This is a genomic window from Klebsiella sp. Sb-30, assembly GCF_057652795.1.
In genome coordinates this window covers 4,479,625-4,498,731 of the sequence record NZ_CM172749.1, presented here as the reverse complement: position 1 = coordinate 4,498,731, position 19,107 = coordinate 4,479,625, and the positions used below count along the sequence as shown (strand labels likewise).

Annotated in this window: 17 protein-coding genes; 7 read left to right on the top strand and 10 right to left on the bottom strand. The window is 55.7% G+C overall.

All coding sequences use genetic code 11. From position 1 onward, the window contains the following. The first annotated feature begins 83 nt into the window (after positions 1-83). Entirely contained in the window at positions 84-848 is a 765-nt protein-coding gene (locus AC236I_RS21040) for a DedA family protein (protein WP_015585169.1), read from the top strand. Here AC236I_RS21040 and thiQ read toward each other — a convergent pair. From thiQ to sgrR, 4 genes are all read right to left on the bottom strand, one after another. Further along, positions 835-1,536: a thiamine ABC transporter ATP-binding protein ThiQ gene (thiQ, locus tag AC236I_RS21035; protein ID WP_032716561.1), complete on the bottom strand. Its 702-nt coding sequence runs from the start codon at positions 1,534-1,536 to the stop codon at positions 835-837. The genes AC236I_RS21040 and thiQ overlap by 14 nt on opposite strands. Next, positions 1,520-3,130, bottom strand: a complete 1,611-nt coding sequence (gene thiP, locus AC236I_RS21030; RefSeq protein WP_487608630.1) for a thiamine/thiamine pyrophosphate ABC transporter permease ThiP — start codon at positions 3,128-3,130, stop codon at positions 1,520-1,522. Before thiP ends, thiQ begins: the two co-directional genes overlap by 17 nt. Next, positions 3,106-4,089, bottom strand: coding sequence for a thiamine ABC transporter substrate binding subunit (gene thiB, locus AC236I_RS21025; RefSeq protein WP_394945379.1), 984 nt, complete (start codon positions 4,087-4,089; stop codon positions 3,106-3,108). The genes thiP and thiB overlap by 25 nt, the downstream gene beginning before the upstream one ends. A 437-nt stretch (positions 4,090-4,526) precedes the next feature. Next, positions 4,527-6,182 carry an HTH-type transcriptional regulator SgrR gene (gene sgrR / locus AC236I_RS21020; RefSeq protein WP_015585167.1) on the bottom strand — a complete coding sequence of 552 codons (1,656 nt, stop codon included), beginning with the start codon at positions 6,180-6,182 and terminating at the stop codon, positions 4,527-4,529. An 87-nt stretch (positions 6,183-6,269) separates the two neighbouring features. Between sgrR and sgrT the strand changes: the two genes are divergently transcribed. Together sgrT and AC236I_RS21010 are read left to right on the top strand one after the other, a co-directional pair. Continuing rightward, positions 6,270-6,422 carry a glucose uptake inhibitor SgrT gene (gene sgrT / locus AC236I_RS21015; RefSeq protein WP_004857824.1) on the top strand — a complete coding sequence of 51 codons (153 nt, stop codon included), beginning with the start codon at positions 6,270-6,272 and terminating at the stop codon, positions 6,420-6,422. A 188-nt stretch (positions 6,423-6,610) separates the two neighbouring features. Further along, positions 6,611-7,795 carry a sugar efflux transporter gene (locus AC236I_RS21010; protein WP_004857826.1) on the top strand — a complete coding sequence of 395 codons (1,185 nt, stop codon included), beginning with the start codon at positions 6,611-6,613 and terminating at the stop codon, positions 7,793-7,795. 40 nt (positions 7,796-7,835) lie between these two features. On the opposite strand, the gene aroD is transcribed toward AC236I_RS21010, so the two are convergent. The 6 genes from aroD to leuL form a co-directional block, all read right to left on the bottom strand. Then, positions 7,836-8,591: a type I 3-dehydroquinate dehydratase gene (gene aroD, locus AC236I_RS21005; RefSeq protein ID WP_004857827.1), complete on the bottom strand. Its 756-nt coding sequence runs from the start codon at positions 8,589-8,591 to the stop codon at positions 7,836-7,838. 106 nt (positions 8,592-8,697) lie between these two features. Beyond that, on the bottom strand, positions 8,698-9,303 hold the full coding sequence (gene leuD / locus AC236I_RS21000) for a 3-isopropylmalate dehydratase small subunit (protein ID WP_004857830.1): 606 nt from the start codon (positions 9,301-9,303) through the stop codon (positions 8,698-8,700). A gap of 10 nt (positions 9,304-9,313) precedes the next feature. Then, complete coding sequence (gene leuC, locus AC236I_RS20995) at positions 9,314-10,714, bottom strand: 3-isopropylmalate dehydratase large subunit (RefSeq protein ID WP_004857832.1); 1,401 nt, start codon at positions 10,712-10,714, stop codon at positions 9,314-9,316. 2 nt (positions 10,715-10,716) lie between these two features. Further along, positions 10,717-11,808 carry a 3-isopropylmalate dehydrogenase gene (leuB, locus tag AC236I_RS20990; protein WP_004857834.1) on the bottom strand — a complete coding sequence of 364 codons (1,092 nt, stop codon included), beginning with the start codon at positions 11,806-11,808 and terminating at the stop codon, positions 10,717-10,719. After that, positions 11,808-13,379, bottom strand: coding sequence for a 2-isopropylmalate synthase (gene leuA, locus AC236I_RS20985; RefSeq protein WP_004857836.1), 1,572 nt, complete (start codon positions 13,377-13,379; stop codon positions 11,808-11,810). The genes leuB and leuA overlap by 1 nt, the downstream gene beginning before the upstream one ends. Before the next feature lie 96 nt (positions 13,380-13,475). After that, on the bottom strand, positions 13,476-13,562 hold the full coding sequence (leuL, locus tag AC236I_RS20980) for a leu operon leader peptide (protein ID WP_049267590.1): 87 nt from the start codon (positions 13,560-13,562) through the stop codon (positions 13,476-13,478). A gap of 607 nt (positions 13,563-14,169) precedes the next feature. Between leuL and leuO the strand changes: the two genes are divergently transcribed. From leuO to cra, 4 genes are all read left to right on the top strand, one after another. Further along, positions 14,170-15,138, top strand: a complete 969-nt coding sequence (gene leuO / locus AC236I_RS20975; RefSeq protein ID WP_088884145.1) for a transcriptional regulator LeuO — start codon at positions 14,170-14,172, stop codon at positions 15,136-15,138. A 394-nt stretch (positions 15,139-15,532) separates the two neighbouring features. Further along, the gene (gene ilvI, locus AC236I_RS20970) at positions 15,533-17,257 is read left to right on the top strand and encodes an acetolactate synthase 3 large subunit (protein ID WP_004857841.1); all 1,725 of its coding nucleotides are present in this window, start codon (positions 15,533-15,535) and stop codon (positions 17,255-17,257) included. A gap of 2 nt (positions 17,258-17,259) precedes the next feature. Next, a complete protein-coding gene (ilvN, locus tag AC236I_RS20965; RefSeq protein WP_004857843.1) occupies positions 17,260-17,751 on the top strand; it encodes an acetolactate synthase small subunit in 492 nt (163 codons plus the stop codon). Positions 17,752-17,931: 180 nt separating this feature from the next. Next, a complete protein-coding gene (cra, locus tag AC236I_RS20960; RefSeq protein WP_004857845.1) occupies positions 17,932-18,936 on the top strand; it encodes a catabolite repressor/activator in 1,005 nt (334 codons plus the stop codon). Positions 18,937-19,107 lie beyond the last annotated feature (171 nt).

The window sequence follows — 19,107 nt, the reverse complement described above, 5'->3', positions numbered from 1 at the left end:
CGGGTTTATTCTGACAATTGATGACTTGACGAAGGCGCGACGGCTCCGGAGAATCCGTGCTTCGTTTTGATACCGGGCACATTATGCAAGCATTGCTGGAACATTTTATCACCCAGTCTACGGTCTATTCCCTGATAGCCGTGATGCTGGTCGCCTTCCTTGAATCATTGGCGCTGGTGGGGCTGATATTACCGGGAACGGTGATGATGGCCGGGCTGGGGGCGCTGATTGGCAGCGGAGACGTGAATTTCTGGCAGGCGTGGCTGGCGGGGATTATCGGGTGTTTACTCGGCGACTGGATCTCTTTCTGGCTCGGCTGGCGGTTTAAAAAACCGCTCCATCGCTGGTCTTTTATGAAGAAAAACAAGGCGCTGTTGGATAAAACCGAGCATGCGCTGCATCAGCACAGCATGATCACGATTCTTATCGGCCGCTTTGTTGGTCCGACGCGGCCGCTGGTGCCGATGGTCGCCGGCATGCTCGATCTCCCGGTGGCGAAGTTTATTCTGCCCAATATTATTGGTTGCCTGCTGTGGCCGCCGCTGTACTTCTTGCCAGGTATTCTGGCCGGCGCGGCGATTGATATCCCCACCAATGAGCACAGCGCCAGCTTCAAGTGGCTGCTGCTGGCTGCCGCGCTGCTGGTTTGGCTGGCGGGCTGGCTGTGCTGGCGCTTGTGGCGCAGCGCAAAAATGCGCGATCGCCTGACGCGACTCTTACCCCGCGCGCGTCTGCTGTGGCTGACGCCGGTGACGGTGGTGCTGGCCGGCGCAGCGCTAACCCTGGTGATTCGCCATCCTCTGATGCCCGTCTATCTCGATATTCTGCACAAGGTTATCGCGCGCTAATGCCTAACAGGTGAGAGGCGCTGCTGTTGCCGCTGAGCAACGTTTCGGTCGCGCCGTCCCAGGCGATCCGCCCGTCGGCCACCACCAGCGAGCGCGGCGCGATACGGGCGGCATCTTCCACGCTATGCGACACCATCAGCAGCGTCAGATGTTGACGCTGGCAGACATCGCTTACCAGCGTCAGCATCTCCTGGCGCAGTGCGGGGTCGAGTGCGGAAAAAGGTTCGTCCAGCAGCAGGACCGGCTGTTCCCGGACCAGACAGCGCGCCAGCGCCACGCGTTGGCGCTGGCCGCCTGAGAGCTCGCCCGGCAATCTGTCCAGCAGTGAATCGATGCTCATTTGCCCGGCTATCGTCTGCAGGCTGGCGGTCTGCGTCGGGTTAAGCTTCAGCCCCGGATGCATCCCGAGCGCGATATTCTGGCGGACGGTAAGATGATGAAAGAGATTGTTTTCCTGAAACAGCATTGATACCGGGCGCCGGGCCGGCGGCGTCGTGGTATGCGGCTGGCCGTTAATCAAAATCGTGCCGCTCACCGGCGGCAGAAAGCCGGCGATCAGATTGAGCAGCGTGCTTTTGCCCGCGCCGCTCGGGCCGAGCACGGCGAGGCGTTCACCCTGCTCGACGGAGAGCGTGAAGCGCATCGGCAGATGCTGGTAAAGCCAGGTCACATCATTCAGTTTTAACATCACGTCCCGGAAGTTTCTCAATCACGGTAAAGAGTAAAAAGCACAGCAGCAGTAGCAGCAGGGCAGTGACGGCACCGTCCTGGCTACGATAAGAGCCTATTTGCTGGTACAGATAGAACGGCAGCGTACGGAATTGTTCATTACCGAACAGCGTGACGGCGCCGAAATCGCCGATGGACAGGACGCAGGCAAACGCCAGCGCCTGGGCCAGCGGACGCTTTAATGCGCGCAGCTCCACGACCCTCAGGCGGGTAAAACCGCTCATGCCCAAAGAGTGGCAGAGCATACCGTAGCGTACGGCAATATCGCGCATCGGGTTTTCCAGCACCTTCAGGGCATAGGGGATAGCCATCAGCGCGTTGGTGAAGATCACAATACCGTCGGCGGAAGCCGGCAGTCCAATACTGTTATTGAGCAGTAAAAAGAAGCCGGTCGCCAGCACGATTCCCGGCATCGCCAGAATCAGCATACCGCTGAGTTCCAGCGTCTGGCCCGCCAGCAGTCGGTTGCGAAGGCGCAGTTCACGGCTGCTCCACAGCAGCATCATCGTTAACATCACGCTGAGCAGACCGGCGGAAAGCGCGATGCGTAACGAAGTGCAGAATGCCTGCCACAGCGCGGGCTGCGCCAGGACGCTGAGCAGATTGTTATTCAGACCGTCGACCACCACCGCCAGCAGCGGAGGCAGCAGTAACAGTAGCGTGAAAACGATCAGCGCGGTATCGCTCAGGCGGCTGTGCAGGCGATCGTCCGGATCGCGCCAGCCGTGAACTTGCGTGGTGCCGATAGCAACGGCCTTGCTCAGACGCTGGGCGAGGAGCACCAGCCCGAGGCAGCAGACCATCTGGATCAGCGCCAGCATCGCCGCACGGGCCGGGTCATAATCAAAGTTCAGCGCCTGGTAGATCGCCAGCTCAATCGTTGTGGCCCGTGGGCCGCCGCCCAGCGACAGCACGGTGGCAAAGCTGGCGAAGCAGAGCATAAAGATCAGCGCCGCAACCGGGGGAATTTGCCGCCGTAGCCAGGGCCACTCCACCAGACGGAAAAAAGGGTAGCCGCGCATGCCCAGCTGGGCAGCGATCTGCCGCTGCTCTCCGGGGATATTCTCCAGCGCCTGCAGCAGCAGCCGGGTTGCCATCGGCATATTGAAAAAAACGTGCGCCAACAGAATGCCTTGCAGCCCATACGGCGAGAAATCCCACTGCCAGCCGATGGCGTTAAACAGTGTCGCCAGCCAGCCCTGACGGCCATAGACGCTGAGAATGCCAAAGACGGCCACTAATACCGGCAGAATCAGCGTCATGGCGCACAGGCGCAGCAGCAGCGTACGCCCCGGGAAGCGGCGACGATACAGCGCGCGGGCGAGAAAAATCGCCGGTACAACGGAGAAGAGCGCGGAGAGAAACGCTTGCCAGAAAGAGAAACGGATAACGTGCCACAGATAGCTGTCGCTGAAAACCGAGCGCCACGCCGCCTCCGGCGCACTGCTCCAGAGCGCCAGGAATGCGGCCAGTGCGACGGCGACCAGCAGCGCGGCGGCCGTCAGACCCGGCGCCAGCCAGCCGATATTTAGCGGCTGACGGCGCGTTGCCATGCATTAATCCAGTTTTGACGTTCTGCGGCGACCTGCTGCGGAGTATATTCCAGCGTGGTTTGAGGTTTCGGCAACGTCTCAAAGCCCGCGGGAAGCGCAACCTGGGTGACCGGATACATCCAGTTGCCGGTCGGGATGGCATTCTGGAAGGCGGGAGACACCATAAACTTGAGGAATTTCTCCGCCAGCTCCGGTTGTTTGCTGGCGGCGGTACGCGCGGCGACTTCAACCTGCAAATAGTGGCCTTCGGCGAAACTGGCGGCCGCGTACTGGTCTTTTTTCTCTTCAATGATGTGGTAGGCCGGCGATGTGGTGTAGCTGAGAACCAGATCGCTTTCCCCTTTCAGGAACAGACCGTAAGCCTCGCTCCAGCCTTTGGTGACGGTGACGGTTTTCGCCGCCAGTTTTTGCCAGGCTTCCGGCGACTTCTCGCCATACACTTTTTGCATCCACAGCAGCAGCCCCAGGCCCGGGGTACTGGTGCGGGGATCTTCGTAGATCACGCGCCATTTTTGATCGCTTTCCACCAGTTCTTTCAGGCTTTTCGGCGGGTTTTTCAGCTTGTTTTTATCGTAGACAAAGGCGAAATAGCCGTAATCAAACGGCACAAACGTGTCGTTATCCCAGCCGCCCGGTACCGTGACTACGCTGGCCGGTACCTGGCTTTTGGCGAACAATTTGCTCTGCGTAGCCGCTTCCAGCAGGTTGTTGTCCAGCCCGAGCACCACATCGGCTTTGCTATTCTTGCCTTCCATCCGCAGACGATTAAGCAGCGAAACGCCATCTTCCAGCGCCACGAACTTCAGTTCACAGTTGCAGTCGGCTTCAAAGGCTTTTTTCACGACCGGTCCAGGACCCCAGTCTGCCGAAAAGGAGTCATAGGTGTAGACGGTGAGTACAGGTTTAGCAAACGCGGGAACGGCGACCAGCGCCAGCAGCGGGAGTAATTTTTTCAACACTTTGCACCTCATAAACAAGGGGGGGCAAAGGATTTTGAGTAGGCCTCAAATCCCTTCGCCGGCGTTATCCGGATCAGGTTCGACGGGTATTTTCTCAGCCAATACACTTCATCCTTCGCGCTGCCTCTGCGTTAGCATCGCGTGTTCACCCCGGTCACATAGTTATCTATGCTCCCGGGGATTCACCCGCTTGCCGCCTTGATGCAACCCGAATGATTTTGTGTATACACGCTTCATCCTTCGCGCTGCCTCTGCGTTAGCATCGCGTGTTCACCCCGGTCACATAGTTATCTATGCTCCTGGGGATTCACCCGCTTGCCGCCTTGATGCAACCCGAATGATTTTGTGTACGTATATCAGCACCCCGTTGAGAACGGCGATAGTGTAATGATTTTGTGAACTGACGGAAAGCGCTTCAGCGCCTGCCGGGAGTGCTATCAGGGATCCGGCGGCGCGAACCATGCGGATTTGAAATCAAACCAGCCGAGCGTATTCATTCTTACGCCACGCATACTGCGCTGCCCCTGGATCATCAGCCAGTGGTGGATCAGCGGCACGATGGTTTGATTGGCCAGCAGCTGCTGGCTCCAGGTGGCCGGGTTTAGCTCGCCTGCGTGCCAGCGACGGGCATCCTGCTCCCAGTCGACAGGAATACAATGCCGTATCAGCGGGACCTCATACAGCAAGGCAAACAGAGAAAAATCAATCGGCAGGGTAAAGTTGGCGCTGTTCAACCAGACATCGCTGACCACCTCGCCGCGGTGCCACTCTTCGTAGTCCAGCTCCTGAATCTCCAGCTTGACCTGATGCTCCGCCAGCAGTGTTGCCATGATCCCGCCCATCACGCGGTGTTCGACGTGATCCCGGTAGTAGGTGAGGGTGACAGACTCCAGTCCCGGCGGTTTTTCACAGGCATGACTGCGGGCATGGTGCCAGCGGGGCAGCAGACCGTAGGCCGGGAACCAGTTGCCCTGATACTGTTCACCGGCGTGATAAAGCAGATTGGCGGGCTGTAACAGATAGCTGAGCCACTGACGAACCGCGAGGTTGCTGCCGAGGGGGCTGCGGGCATCAAACAGCAGATAGTAGCACCCTTCTTCCAGCCGGCTCTCAACCGCTTTCTCACTTTGCGTAGTCCCCTGTAGCGTCAGGCCGCCGTTGGGCTCTTCGCTAATCTCTGGCAGGACCCAGACGTTAACTTCATCAATTAACGCCCGGTAGCCGAAATAATCGTCAAAAGCATGGATCTTCAGCTGGTTTTGATTGTTGCGAACCACCGCATAAGGCCCGGTACCTACCGGCATTGCAGAGAAATTCTCCATCGACTGCCATTCACGCGGCAATACGACAGCCGACACCTGGCCGAGCAGCCACGGTAGCCAGCGATCGGGTTGCGTCAGATGTACATCCAGCGTCCAGGCGGTGGGGGAGGCAATACGTTCAATATGTGAGTAGAGCGGCAGACTGTTGCTGCGCTGCAACGAAGCAATGACATCCTCCATCTCCAGCTCTCTCCCGTGGTGAAAATGAATGCCGGGGCGGAGAAAAAATCGCCAGTGGGTGGGCGAAAGCTGCTGCCAGTGGTGCGCAATGTCGGCTTCCAGTTCCCCGTTTTCCTCATTTACCCGCGTTAATGCGCTGAAGATCTGCCTGGCGATATGATTTTCCGAGCGGCGCAGCGCGCTGCCGGGGAGCAGGTTTTTCATCGGTCGGTAGTAGAGTACGCGCAGAATATGCCGCCCCTGACGGAAGCTGCGGCCCAGATGCGAGACCAGCATCTGACGCACCGCGGCCTTGTCGCCCACCAGCTGGACCAGTTGATCGATACGATCCTGTTCCAGCAGATCCTCGGCCCGCTGCTGCTGCAGCGCCAGGCCGGTATAGAGGAAAGCCAGCTTTGAACGCTTGCCGCGCCCGGCCTCCGCTTCCCAGGTTAACCAGCCGCGTTCTTCCATCATATTCAGCAACGTACGCATATGGCGGCGCGAGCAGCAGAGCATTTCCGCCAGTTCGTTAAGGGTTGTCTCCTGCGATTTACCTTCGCAGCACTGCCATAAGCGGATGAACTGTTGTTGCAGACGAGCAGAAGACATAAAAGGGGAACTCCTGATGAAAACTCAGCAATTTATTAATCCCTATATTAGGCCAATAATGCATTCCGATGAAGCGAGGAGGTGAATATGATGAGGTCTACCGCGAAACAGTTCTACCAACGCTACTTTTCTGCGACGCAGGACGCGTCATGGCTGGCCCGCCTGATGGCAGGGAGACAGCAGAAGATTCTTGGCGAGCTGATGCAGTGGGGAGTTACGTCACAGACCTCTGATCATTGACTTGCCCACATCATGTGTGACTGAGTATTGGTGTGTACTTATCCTCTTTCAGACCCAGGCCAGTTGACTGAACCATAACGTTTCGGTCGCCGGCCTGTCACTTGAAACAGATAGAGTATAAAATCACCCGCCAGCAGATGACTTCTGCTGGCTTTTTTCGTTTTCTTCGCGTGCTTTAAGGACATGACATGCTCTGGTTGATGACGATGGGACGGCGGCTTAACGGTGTATACGCGGCGTTTATGCTGGTCGCTTTTATGATGGGTATTGCGGGCGCGCTGCAGGCGCCAACCCTCAGCTTGTTCCTCAGCCGCGAAGTGGGCGCACAGCCTTTCTGGGTCGGCCTGTTTTATACCGTTAACGCGATCGCCGGTATTCTGGTGAGCCTGGCGCTGGCGAAACGTTCCGATAGCCAGGGGGATCGCCGCCGGCTGATCATGTTCTGCTGTCTGATGGCGGTGGGCAACGCGCTACTGTTTGCTTTTAACCGTCACTACTTAACATTGATCACCTGCGGTGTGATGCTGGCGTCGATTGCCAATGCCGCGATGCCCCAGCTGTTCGCCCTGGCGCGGGAATATGCCGATAGTTCGGCGCGGGAAGTGGTGATGTTCAGCTCGGTGATGCGTGCGCAGCTGTCGCTGGCGTGGGTGATCGGACCGCCGCTGGCTTTCATGCTGGCGCTGAACTATGGCTTTACCACCATGTTCTCGATTGCGGCCGGTATTTTCGTCATTAGCCTGGCGTTAATTGCCGTTAAGCTGCCGTCGGTTGCCCGAGTGGAGCAGCCTGCGGAAGCGGCGGGCGTCGTAGTGCAGGCCGGCGGCTGGCAAGATAAAAACGTACGTATGTTGTTTATCGCGTCGACGCTGATGTGGACCTGCAACACCATGTATATCATCGATATGCCGCTGTGGATCAGTAGCGATCTTGGCTTGCCGGATAGCCTGGCCGGGATCCTGATGGGGACGGCGGCCGGGCTGGAAATCCCGGCGATGATCCTGGCGGGGTATTACGTCAAGCGCTGGGGCAAACGTAAAATGATGGTCGCCGCGGTGGCTGCCGGCGTGCTGTTCTATCTTGGCCTGATTGTGTTCCACGAACGTACCGCGCTGCTGGCGCTGCAGCTGTTCAACGCCATTTTTATCGGTATTGTCGCCGGGATTGGCATGCTGTGGTTCCAGGACCTGATGCCTGGACGGGCCGGGGCCGCCACCACGCTGTTTACCAACAGTATTTCCACCGGAGTGATTCTCGCCGGCGTGCTGCAGGGAGCGCTGTCGCAAAACTATGGCCACGCCAGCGTGTACTGGGTCATTGCCGCCATCTCGCTGCTGACGCTGTTTCTGACCAGCAAAGTCAAAGATATTTAGCCAGGCGCCGCACCGCAGATTGCTGCGATGCGGCGTGCTTTCAGGACAGAATATTCATCATTTCCCGCAGCTGACGCACGGCAATTTGTCCGGGTGCCGATGCCTGGCCCACGCTGCCAAACGTCATCGCTGAGCCGAACAGGCGTCCGGTGACCCGGCTGACGCCGCCCAGTTTGCCCATCGACATCGTGATTAACGGGCGGGTGGCGTACCGTTCTTTCATGACCAGAGTGGCAGACAGTAATGTCAGCACGTCTTGCGGCGACTGAGGCATGACCGCGATTTTCGGCAGATCGGCGCCCAGCTCCTGCATGCGGCGTAGCCGGGCGATAATCTCTTCCTGCGCCGGTGTTGTTTGGAAATCATGATTGCTCATAATCACTTTTACCCCGGCGGCATGAGCTTCATCGATCAGCGCCCGGATCGGCATTTCGTCATTGAAGAGCTCAATATCAATGATGTCCACCAGCCCGCTGGCAACGGCCAGACGGTTGAGTGCGAAGTACGCGTCATCGCCGATCTCCGTTTCACCTCCCTCTTTATGGCTGCGGAAGGTGAACAGCAGCGGTATATCGGCGAGCAGCCGGCGAATCTCCGTCAGCGCCAGCAGGACCTGATCCCGATCGCCGACAGCGGTAAAATGGTCGACACGCCATTCGATAAGATCGGCTCCGGCCTCCGCCAGCGTGCGGGCATGGGCTTTCAGCTCGTCGAGCGTCTGGCCGATTAGCGGCACGCAAATTAACGTTGTGCCTTCCTGGAAGGTGATATTTTTAATGGTAACAGCGGTCGTCATGTGCGGGTCCATCGGTCAGGGCGGGCTCTTTTCTTGCCGTAAGCCGCGCGAAAAACCTAAAAAAATGCCCGGTCACAAGGACCGGGCTCGGGGATCAACGGCGTGGTTAGTTCATAAAGGCCGGCAGTTTGTTTTCATAGGCTGAAATCGCCTCTTCGTGCTGCAGCGTCAGACCGATGCTATCAAGTCCGTTGAGCATACAGTGGCGACGGAAGGCATCAATTTTAAAGCTGTAGGTTTTGTCGCCCGCTTTCACCACTTCGGATTCCAGATCCACTTCGAACGTCATACCGGGGTTCGCCTGAACCAGCTTGAACATCTCGTCGACCTGTTCATCGCTCAGCGTCACCGGCAGCAGCTGGTTGTTAAAGCTGTTACCGTAAAAGATATCGGCGAAGCTGGGGGCGATAACCACTTTAAAACCGTAATCGGTCAATGCCCACGGCGCGTGCTCACGGGAGGAGCCGCAGCCGAAGTTTTCCCGCGCCAGCAGGATCGATGCGCCTTTATACTCCGGGAAGTTAAGGACGAATTCCGGGTTTGGCTGTTGTCCACGATCGTCAAGAAAACGCCAGTCGTTGAACAGATGCGCGCCAAAACCGGTGCGCGTCACTTTCTGCAGGAACTGCTTAGGAATGATCGCATCGGTATCGACGTTTGCGGCATCCAGCGGAACCACCAGGCCCGTATGTTGGGTAAATTTCTCTGCCATGATGGTCTCCTTATTTGATGTCGCGAATATCGGCGAAATGGCCGGTCACGGCTGCCGCTGCGGCCATCGCCGGGCTGACTAAGTGGGTACGTCCGCCGCGGCCCTGACGGCCTTCAAAGTTACGGTTGCTGGTTGATGCGCAGCGCTCGCCAGGATTCAGGCGATCGTTGTTCATGGCGAGGCACATGGAGCAGCCCGGCAGACGCCATTCAAAACCGGCTTCGATAAAGATCTTATCCAGACCTTCGGCTTCCGCCTGAGCTTTCACCGGGCCAGAACCCGGGACCACCAATGCCTGCACGCCCGGCGCGACTTTGCGGCCTTTAGCGACTTCGGCCGCGGCGCGCAAATCTTCAATACGCGAGTTGGTACAGGAGCCGATGAACACTTTATCGATAGCCACGTCGGTTAACGGGATACCTGGTTTCAGGCCCATATAGGCCAGCGCTTTTTCCGCGCTCGCCCGCTCGACCGGATCGGCGAAAGAGGCCGGGTCGGGAATCATCTCGTTAACGGAAATGACCTGACCTGGGTTTGTACCCCAGGTAACCTGCGGGGCAATCTCTTCTGCCTGCAGGGTCACGACGGTGTCAAAGGTGGCGTCAGCGTCTGTTTTCAGGGTTTTCCAGTATTCAACAGCCGCGTCGAAGTCCTGGCCTTTTGGCGCGTGCAAACGACCCTTCACATAGTTAAAGGTGGTTTCATCCGGCGCGACCAGACCTGCTTTCGCACCCATTTCGATGGCCATATTGCACAGCGTCATACGACCTTCCATGCTCAGATCGCGAATGGCTTCACCGCAGAACTCCACCACGTGGCCGGTGCCGCCGGCGCTACCGGTTTTGCCAATGATGGCCAGCACGATATCTTTAGCGGTGATGCCCGGCGCTGCTTTGCCATTCACTTCAATCTTCATGGTCCTGGCACGGCCCTGCTTCAGGGTCTGAGTCGCCAGGACGTGCTCAACTTCGGAGGTGCCGATACCAAAAGCCAGCGCGCCAAATGCGCCGTGAGTGGCGGTGTGGGAATCGCCGCAGACGATGGTCATCCCCGGCAGGGTCACGCCCTGTTCCGGCCCCATCACGTGGACGATACCCTGATACGGGTGGTTCAGATCGTACAGCTCAACGCCGAACTCCTGGCAGTTTTTGATCAGCTCCTGCATCTGAATGCGCGCCATTTCGCCGGACGCGTTGATATCTTTCGTCTGGGTAGAAACGTTATGGTCCATGGTGGCGAAGGTTTTACCCGGCTGACGAACCTGACGGTTGTGCGCGCGCAGGCCGTCAAAGGCCTGTGGTGAGGTCACTTCATGCACCAGATGACGGTCGATATACAGCAGCGGGGTTTCGTTCTGCGCTTCATAAACGACATGCGCATCAAACAACTTTTCGTATAAGGTCTTCGCCATGATTACACCCCTTCAGCGACATAGCGGGCAATGATATCGCCCATTTCATCGGTACTGACCGCCGCCGTGCCGCGCGCTAAATCGCCGGTACGCACGCCTTCTTCTAATGCACGGTTGATCGCACTCTCAATCGCTGTTGCCGCGTTATCGGCATCCAGGCTGTAGCGCAGCAAAAGCGCCAGAGAGAGGATCTGCGCGATAGGGTTGGCGATATTTTTGCCAGCGATATCCGGAGCTGAGCCGCCTGCTGGTTCATACAGACCAAAACCTTGTTCATTGAGGCTGGCCGACGGCAGCATGCCCATTGAGCCGGTGATCATGGCGCATTCGTCAGACAGGATGTCGCCGAACAGGTTGGAACACAGCAGAACGTCAAACTGGGACGGGTCTTTAATCAGCTGCATGGTGGCGTTGTCGATGTACATATGCGCCAGCTCAACGTCCGGGTATTCTTTGGCGATCTCGCTGACCACTTCGCGCCACAGAATAGATGACTGCAGAACGTTCGCTTTATCGATAGAAGTCACTTTATTACGCCGTTTGCGTGCGGACTGAAACGCGATATGCGCGATGCGCTCGATTTCAAAGCGATGATAGACCTCGGTATCAAATGCTTTTTCGTGTTGACCGCTGCCCTCGCGGCCTTTCGGCTGGCCGAAGTAGATCCCGCCGGTTAATTCGCGGACGCACAGAATGTCGAAGCCGTTTGCCGCGATATCCGCACGCAGCGGGCAAAACTCTTCCAGCCCCTGGTACAGCTTCGCCGGACGCAGGTTGCTGAACAGTTTGAAATGTTTACGCAGCGGCAGCAGCGCGCCGCGCTCCGGCTGACCGGCCGGCGGCAGATGTTCCCATTTCGGGCCGCCTACGGAGCCGAACAGAATCGCATCGGCCTGCTCACAGCCTTCTACCGTCGCCTGCGGCAGCGGGGTGCCCTGACGGTCGATAGCGATGCCGCCGACGTCATACTGACTGGTGGTAATGCGCATATCAAAACGGTGACGAACGGCTTCCAGTACTTTCATCGCCTGGTTCATGACTTCCGGGCCAATGCCATCACCTGGCAAAACAGCAATATGGTAATTCTTCGACATTACACGGTTTCCTTCTTGTTCTCGTTATTTTGAGCTTTGCGTTGCAACTCTTTTTCGACTTCTGCTGCGCGCCAGATATTGTTCAGCACGTGGACCATGGCTTTCGCGGAGGATTCAACGATATCCGTCGCCAGACCGACGCCGTGGAAGCGGCGACCGTTGTAGGTTACGACGATATCTACCTGACCCAGCGCGTCTTTGCCCTGACCTTTGGCGTTCAGGTCATATTTGACCAGCTCCACGTCATAGCCGGTGATACGGTTGATAGCCTGATAAATAGCGTCGACCGGGCCGTTGCCGTTAGCGGCTTCTGCTTTGGTCTCTTCACCGCAGACCAGTTTTACGGAGGCCGTGGCGATATCGCTGGAGCCTGACTGCACGCTGAAGTAATCCAGGCGGAAATGCTCCGGCTCTTCCTGCTGTTTGTTGATGAACGCCAGCGCTTCCAGATCGTAATCAAAGACCTGGCCTTTTTTGTCTGCCAGCTTCAGGAAGGCGTCGTAGAGGTGATCCATGTTGTAGTCGGTATCTTTGTAGCCCATCTCTTCCATACGGTGTTTCACTGCCGCACGGCCGGAGCGGGAAGTCAGGTTCAGCTGCACCTGATTCAGACCGATCGATTCCGGGGTCATGATTTCGTAGTTTTCGCGGTTCTTCAGCACGCCGTCCTGGTGGATGCCGGAGGAGTGGGCGAAGGCGCCGGTACCGACGATGGCTTTGTTGGCCGGAATGGGCATATTGCAAATCTGGCTGACGGTCTGGCTGGTACGCCAGATTTCGTTGTGATTAATGCCGGTGCGGACATCCATAATGTCTTTGCGCACCTTGATGGCCATAATCACTTCTTCCAGCGAACAGTTGCCCGCGCGCTCGCCGATACCGTTCATGGCGCCTTCAACCTGGCGAGCACCGGCGTGGACCGCGGCAATCGCGTTACCGACGGCCAGGCCTAAATCGTCATGGGTGTGCACGGAGATGATGGCTTTGTCGATATTCGGGACGCGATCGTACAGGCCGGTAATGATACTGGAGAACTCAAACGGCATGGTATAGCCGACGGTGTCCGGGATATTAATCGTGGTGGCGCCGGCGTTGATGGCGGCTTCGACCACGCGCGCCAGATCGGCGATCGGCGTACGGCCCGCATCTTCACAGGAGAATTCGACGTCGTCGGTATAGTTGCGTGCGCGTTTGATCATATAGATTGCGCGCTCAATGACCTCATCCAGGGTGCTACGCAGCTTGGTGGCGATGTGCATCGGCGAGGTGGCGATAAAGGTATGAATTCGGAACGCTTCGGCGACTTTTAAGGATTCTGCCGCCACATCAATGTCTTTCTCGACGCAACGAGCCAGGGCGCAGACGCGGCTGTTTTTGATGGTGCGTGCGATGGTTTGTACGGACTCGAAGTCGCCAGGAGATGAGACCGGGAAGCCGACTTCCATCACATCAACGCCCATCCGCTCCAGGGCCATCGCAATCTGCAGCTTCTCTTTCACGCTCAGGCTGGCCTGTAACGCTTGCTCCCCGTCACGTAAGGTCGTATCGAAAATAATGACTTGCTGGCTCATGGTTTAGATCCTTAATCGGTGTCCTGGGCGCCTTGCTTACGAGCATAAAAAAACCCGCGCAACGGCGCGGGTTTTATAGTCTTGCTGGAAGATGACTTAACGCTGAACGTCGCCCAACAGCCTACCGCGCATAGTGGATGCGTTTAGTAGTAGTAGGCCGGTGAAACGAGTGGTGCGAATCATTGCGTCATGCTCCAGATGAAATCGATATGCTTTTAGAGTTACTGGATACGCGTTTTGATGTCAACCCCTGGGCAACAAAAACCGCTTTTTACCTCACAATGGAATTAGTGTATTGTTCTGAGAAATGGCCTTATTTGCCGATAATTATTTTTCAATTCACTCTGGCAGACTCTCAGTTAACGCTGCCGCTGCGATTGACTTTTCCCTTCTTGCCGCGTCACCGCCCGACATGGGTTGGAATTATCTTAATTACAGCCATTGGTTTATCGGTCTTATGAATATATTGATTTAAGTATTGTGAGAACGTCAATGATAATAAGCAGATAGTGCAGGTTGACGCTGAGTCAATGCATTGAAAAACGCTTAAATTAACGTTGGCGATGGGGAGTGTAGTGTTTTTTCTGCCAGTTATGTATTCATTTAACGCTATCCACTCATCAATGGGCTTTCAGGCCTTTAGGATTTTTTCTGATAATTTAACGGAGGTCCGTGCAACTAATGGTTTTGATATATTCCTAAAATGCATTCTTGCTCTTTTGTATGTGACATATGTATGGTAAATGATATTTCCTTTGCCCATTGCCGCATTTTAATAAAGGGAATTTATCTGATGGTGGAGTTAGATATGATAATTGAAACCTCTGAACCTGAACCCGCCCTCGAAAGAGGAATGATTAAACCTCAGCTTAGAACGGTCGATCTTAATCTGCTTACCGTTTTTGATGCGGTCATGCAGGAACAAAATATTACGCGGGCGGCGCATTCGCTGGGGATGTCTCAGCCTGCGGTGAGTAATGCCGTAGCGCGACTAAAAGTAATGTTTAACGATGAGCTGTTTGTACGGTATGGGCGGGGTATTCAGCCGACGGCTCGTGCATTTCAGCTATTTGGCTCAATACGCCAGGCGCTGCAGCTGGTGCAAAATGAGTTGCCGGGTTCCGATTTTGAGCCGATAAGCAGTGAGCGCGTATTTAATCTCTGCATTTGCAGCCCGTTAGATAACTATCTTACTTCGATTATATTTAACAAAGTTAACGAAGTTGCACCAAATATTCATTTGATTTTTAAAGCATCACTTAATCAAAACACCGAGCATCAATTACGCTATCAGGAAATAGAGTTTGTGGTTGGCTATGAGGAGTTTCGCCGCCCCGAGTTTGCCTGTGTGCCCTTGTTTAAAGATGAAATGATATTAGTAGCCAGCTGTAAACACCCGCGTATTTCCGGACCGGTGACGGAAGCGGATATTTATCGCGAAGAACATGCGGTTGTGGCTTTGGATCGCTATGCTTCGTTTAGCCTTCCCTGGTATAGCTCTGTCAATAAACAGACGCAAATTGCATATCAAGGGAATGCTATGGTCAGCGTGCTTAATGTGGTATCACAAACCCACATGGTGGCCATTGCCCCGAGCTGGCTGGCGAGGGAGTATGCAGAAAAGCTGAACCTGCAATTATTGCCGTTACCGCTAAAAGTGAATAGCCGCACCTGTTTTCTTTCCTGGCATGAGGCCGCCGGTAGAGATAAAGGTCATCAGTGGATGCAGGATCTGCTGGTGCGAATTTGCCAGCGCTAAATATAGCTGTGCCTGAGCGGGAGCGCTCGCTCTCGCTTTATGTGATCAAAACCACAAAATATAGAATTTTATCCTGTTTGCCGCTCTTTGCCAGGGCGTGCAGCAAGTGAAAAATGGATGAATTTCTGTCATCAGACAATTTGTCCGAGTAATTTCAGCGCTCGTTTCTTATTTATGAAGCTTTCAACCACATTTCATATCAAATTCTTATCTTTTATTCTTTTGGCGGCTGACATGCGCCTGAGGTCGCTAATTGCCTGCCCGTTGGCGAGCAGTTATGGTAAGAGCACGCAGTCCATTCACCTCAATGGCCAGGAGCCGATTCCTGGCATTGTGCGAACGCGCGGAAATTGAATTCTGCTGTCGTTAGAAACAATAAGCCTGGAGGCAAACCATGGAGATGTTGTCAGGAGCCGAGATGGTCGTCCAATCGCTTGTCGATCAGGGCGTCAAGCAAGTATTCGGCTACCCCGGAGGCGCGGTCCTCGATATCTATGATGCATTACATACCCTGGGGGGTATTGACCATATTCTGGTACGCCACGAGCAGGCGGCAGTGCATATGGCGGATGGCCTTGCCCGAGCGACCGGTGAAGTAGGGGTTGTGCTGGTGACTTCGGGCCCGGGCGCGACGAATGCCATTACCGGTATTGCCACGGCATACATGGATTCTGTTCCGCTGGTGATTCTCTCCGGGCAGGTCGCGACTTCCTTGATTGGTTATGATGCCTTCCAGGAGTGCGATATGGTCGGCATCTCCCGACCGGTGGTGAAACACAGCTTTCTGGTCAAGCAGACGGAAGATATTCCCGGCGTGCTGAAAAAAGCGTTCTGGCTGGCTGCCAGCGGGCGTCCTGGTCCGGTGGTCGTTGATTTACCAAAAGATATCCTCAATCCGGCGAACAAGCTACCGTACGCGTGGCCGGATAGCGTCAGCATGCGTTCTTACAACCCGACGACCAGCGGTCATAAAGGGCAAATTAAACGCGCTCTGCAGACGCTGGTGGCGGCAAAACATCCGGTTGTCTATGTCGGCGGCGGGGCGATTAACGCCGGATGTGAAGAACAGCTGCGTACCCTGGTAGAAAAACTGAATCTGCCGGTTGCTTCATCGCTGATGGGACTCGGTGCCTTTCCGGCCAGCCATTCCCAGGCGTTAGGTATGCTGGGGATGCATGGAACGTATGAAGCCAACATGACGATGCATCACTCCGATGTCATCTTTGCCGTCGGCGTGCGTTTTGACGATCGCACGACCAACAATCTGGCGAAGTACTGCCCGAATGCGACGGTGCTGCATATTGATATCGATCCGACGTCCATTTCGAAGACGGTTCCGGCAGATGTGCCGATCGTTGGCGATGCGCGTCAGGTCCTGGAGCAGATGCTTGAGCTACTTGAGCAGGAAGAAGCGCAGCAGCCGCTGGATGAGATCCGCGACTGGTGGCAGCAGATAGCGCAGTGGCGCGCGCGCCATTGTCTGCAATACGACACCCAAAGCGGCAAGATCAAACCGCAGGCCGTCATCGAGACCATCTGGCGCCTGACCAACGGCGATGCCTACGTGACCTCCGATGTTGGTCAGCACCAGATGTTTGCCGCCCTTTACTATCCTTTCGACAAGCCAAGACGTTGGATTAACTCAGGTGGTCTCGGCACGATGGGCTTCGGTTTGCCCGCTGCACTCGGCGTGAAGATGGCCTTACCGGAAGAAACGGTCGTTTGCGTGACCGGCGATGGCAGTATTCAGATGAATATTCAGGAGCTTTCCACCGCGCTGCAGTATGAGCTGCCGGTGCTGGTGTTGAATCTGAACAACCGCTACCTCGGAATGGTGAAGCAGTGGCAGGATATGATCTATTCCGGTCGCCATTCACAATCTTATATGGAGTCGCTCCCGGATTTCGTCCGGCTTGCGGAAGCCTACGGGCACGTAGGGATTCGCATCAGCGAGCCGCAGGAGCTGGAGTCTAAGCTGGCCGAAGCGCTGGAACAGGTGCGTAATCATCGTCTGGTGTTCGTTGATGTGACGGTGGACGGCAGCGAGCATGTGTATCCCATGCAGATCCGCGGCGGCGGCATGGATGAGATGTGGTTGAGCAAAACGGAGAGAACCTGATTATGCGCCGGATATTATCTGTCTTACTGGAAAACGAATCAGGCGCCTTATCACGCGTCATCGGCCTTTTCGCACAGCGCGGGTATAACATTGAAAGCCTGACGGTGGCCCCCACCGACGATCCGACGCTTTCGAGAATGACTATCCAGACCGTTGGCGATGAGAAAGCGATCGAGCAAATTGAAAAACAGCTGCATAAGCTGGTGGATGTACTGCGTGTCAGCGAGCTGGGGCAGAATTCGCACGTTGAGCGTGAAATTATGCTGGTGAAAGTCCAGGCGAGCGGTTTTGGCCGTGAAGAGGTGAAGCGCAACACGGAGATTTTCCGCGGGCAAATCATCGATGTCACGCCGTCACTGTATACCGTCCAGCTGGTAGGGACCAGCGATAAACTGGATGCCTTTATTGCTTCGTTACGCGACGTTGCGCGGATTGTTGAAGTGGCACGCTCCGGTGTGGTAGGACTCTCGCGCGGCGACAAAATCATGCGCTGAGTCCCTGAAACTGACGTAAAAATAGCCCGACACAATCTGTCGGGTTATTTTTTTGCGAAATCGGTGGGAACTGTAGACAAAACCGGTTGCTGCGCTAACTATTCTGCGTTTAGATGTTATGAAAATGAATCCATAGCTGAAGAAAGGTTATGTTCTGTACTCATTACCCAAGGGGCAATTGTGAAACTGGATGAAATCGCCCGGCTGGCCGGTGTCTCGCGTACCACCGCTAGCTATGTGATTAACGGTAAAGCGAAACAGTACCGCGTCAGCGACAAAACGGTCGAAAAGGTGATGGCCGTCGTTCGTGAGCACAACTACCATCCGAATGCGGTCGCTGCTGGCTTGCGTGCAGGACGCACGCGTTCTATTGGTCTGGTGATTCCCGATCTGGAAAATACCAGCTATACCCGTATTGCTAACTATCTTGAACGTCAGGCGCGCCAGCGCGGCTATCAGCTGCTGATCGCCTGTTCGGAAGATCAGCCTGACAACGAGATGCGCTGCATTGAGCATCTGCTACAGCGCCAGGTGGATGCCATTATCGTCTCGACGTCATTACCGCCTGAGCACCCGTTCTATCAACGCTGGGCCAACGATCCTTTCCCGATTGTCGCCCTGGATCGCGCGCTCGATCGCGAGCATTTCACCAGCGTTGTTGGCGCCGATCAGGATGACGCCGAAATGCTGGCCGCTGAACTGCGCAAATTCCCGGGGGAAAACGTCCTGTATCTTGGTGCGCTACCGGAGCTGTCGGTCAGTTTCCTGCGTGAACAGGGCTTCCGTACCGCGTGGAATGACGATCCGCGTGAAGTGCAGTATCTGTACGCCAACAGCTTTGAACGCGAAGCGGCAGGGCAGTTGTTTGAGAAATGGCTGGAAACGCATCCCATGCCGCAGGCGCTGTTCACCACCTCATTTCCGCTGTTGCAGGGGGTGATGGATGTGACGCTGCGTCGGGAAGGGAAGCTGCCGTCCGAACTGGCTATTGCGACCTTCGGCGACAATGAGCTGCTCGACTTCCTGCAGTGTCCGGTACTGGCCGTGGCCCAGCGCCACCGCGATGTGGCGGAACGCGTGCTGGAAATTGTCCTCGCCAGCCTTGATGAGCCGCGTAAGCCAAAACCAGGATTAAGCCGTATCCGTCGTAATTTGTATCGCCGGGGAAGTTTGAACCGTCGCTGATGCGCCAGGCTTTCGATCGCCGGCCTCTGCGTGTGTCAAAAAACCGGAAAAGAGTGGCGTGACTCGCCAGACGAAAGTCGTCTGGCGATAATCCGTACAAATTACCATAAAAAAGTAAATTTGAATCGCTTTCAGACAAATCCCTAAACTTCTTTACGCATTATTTTGTTT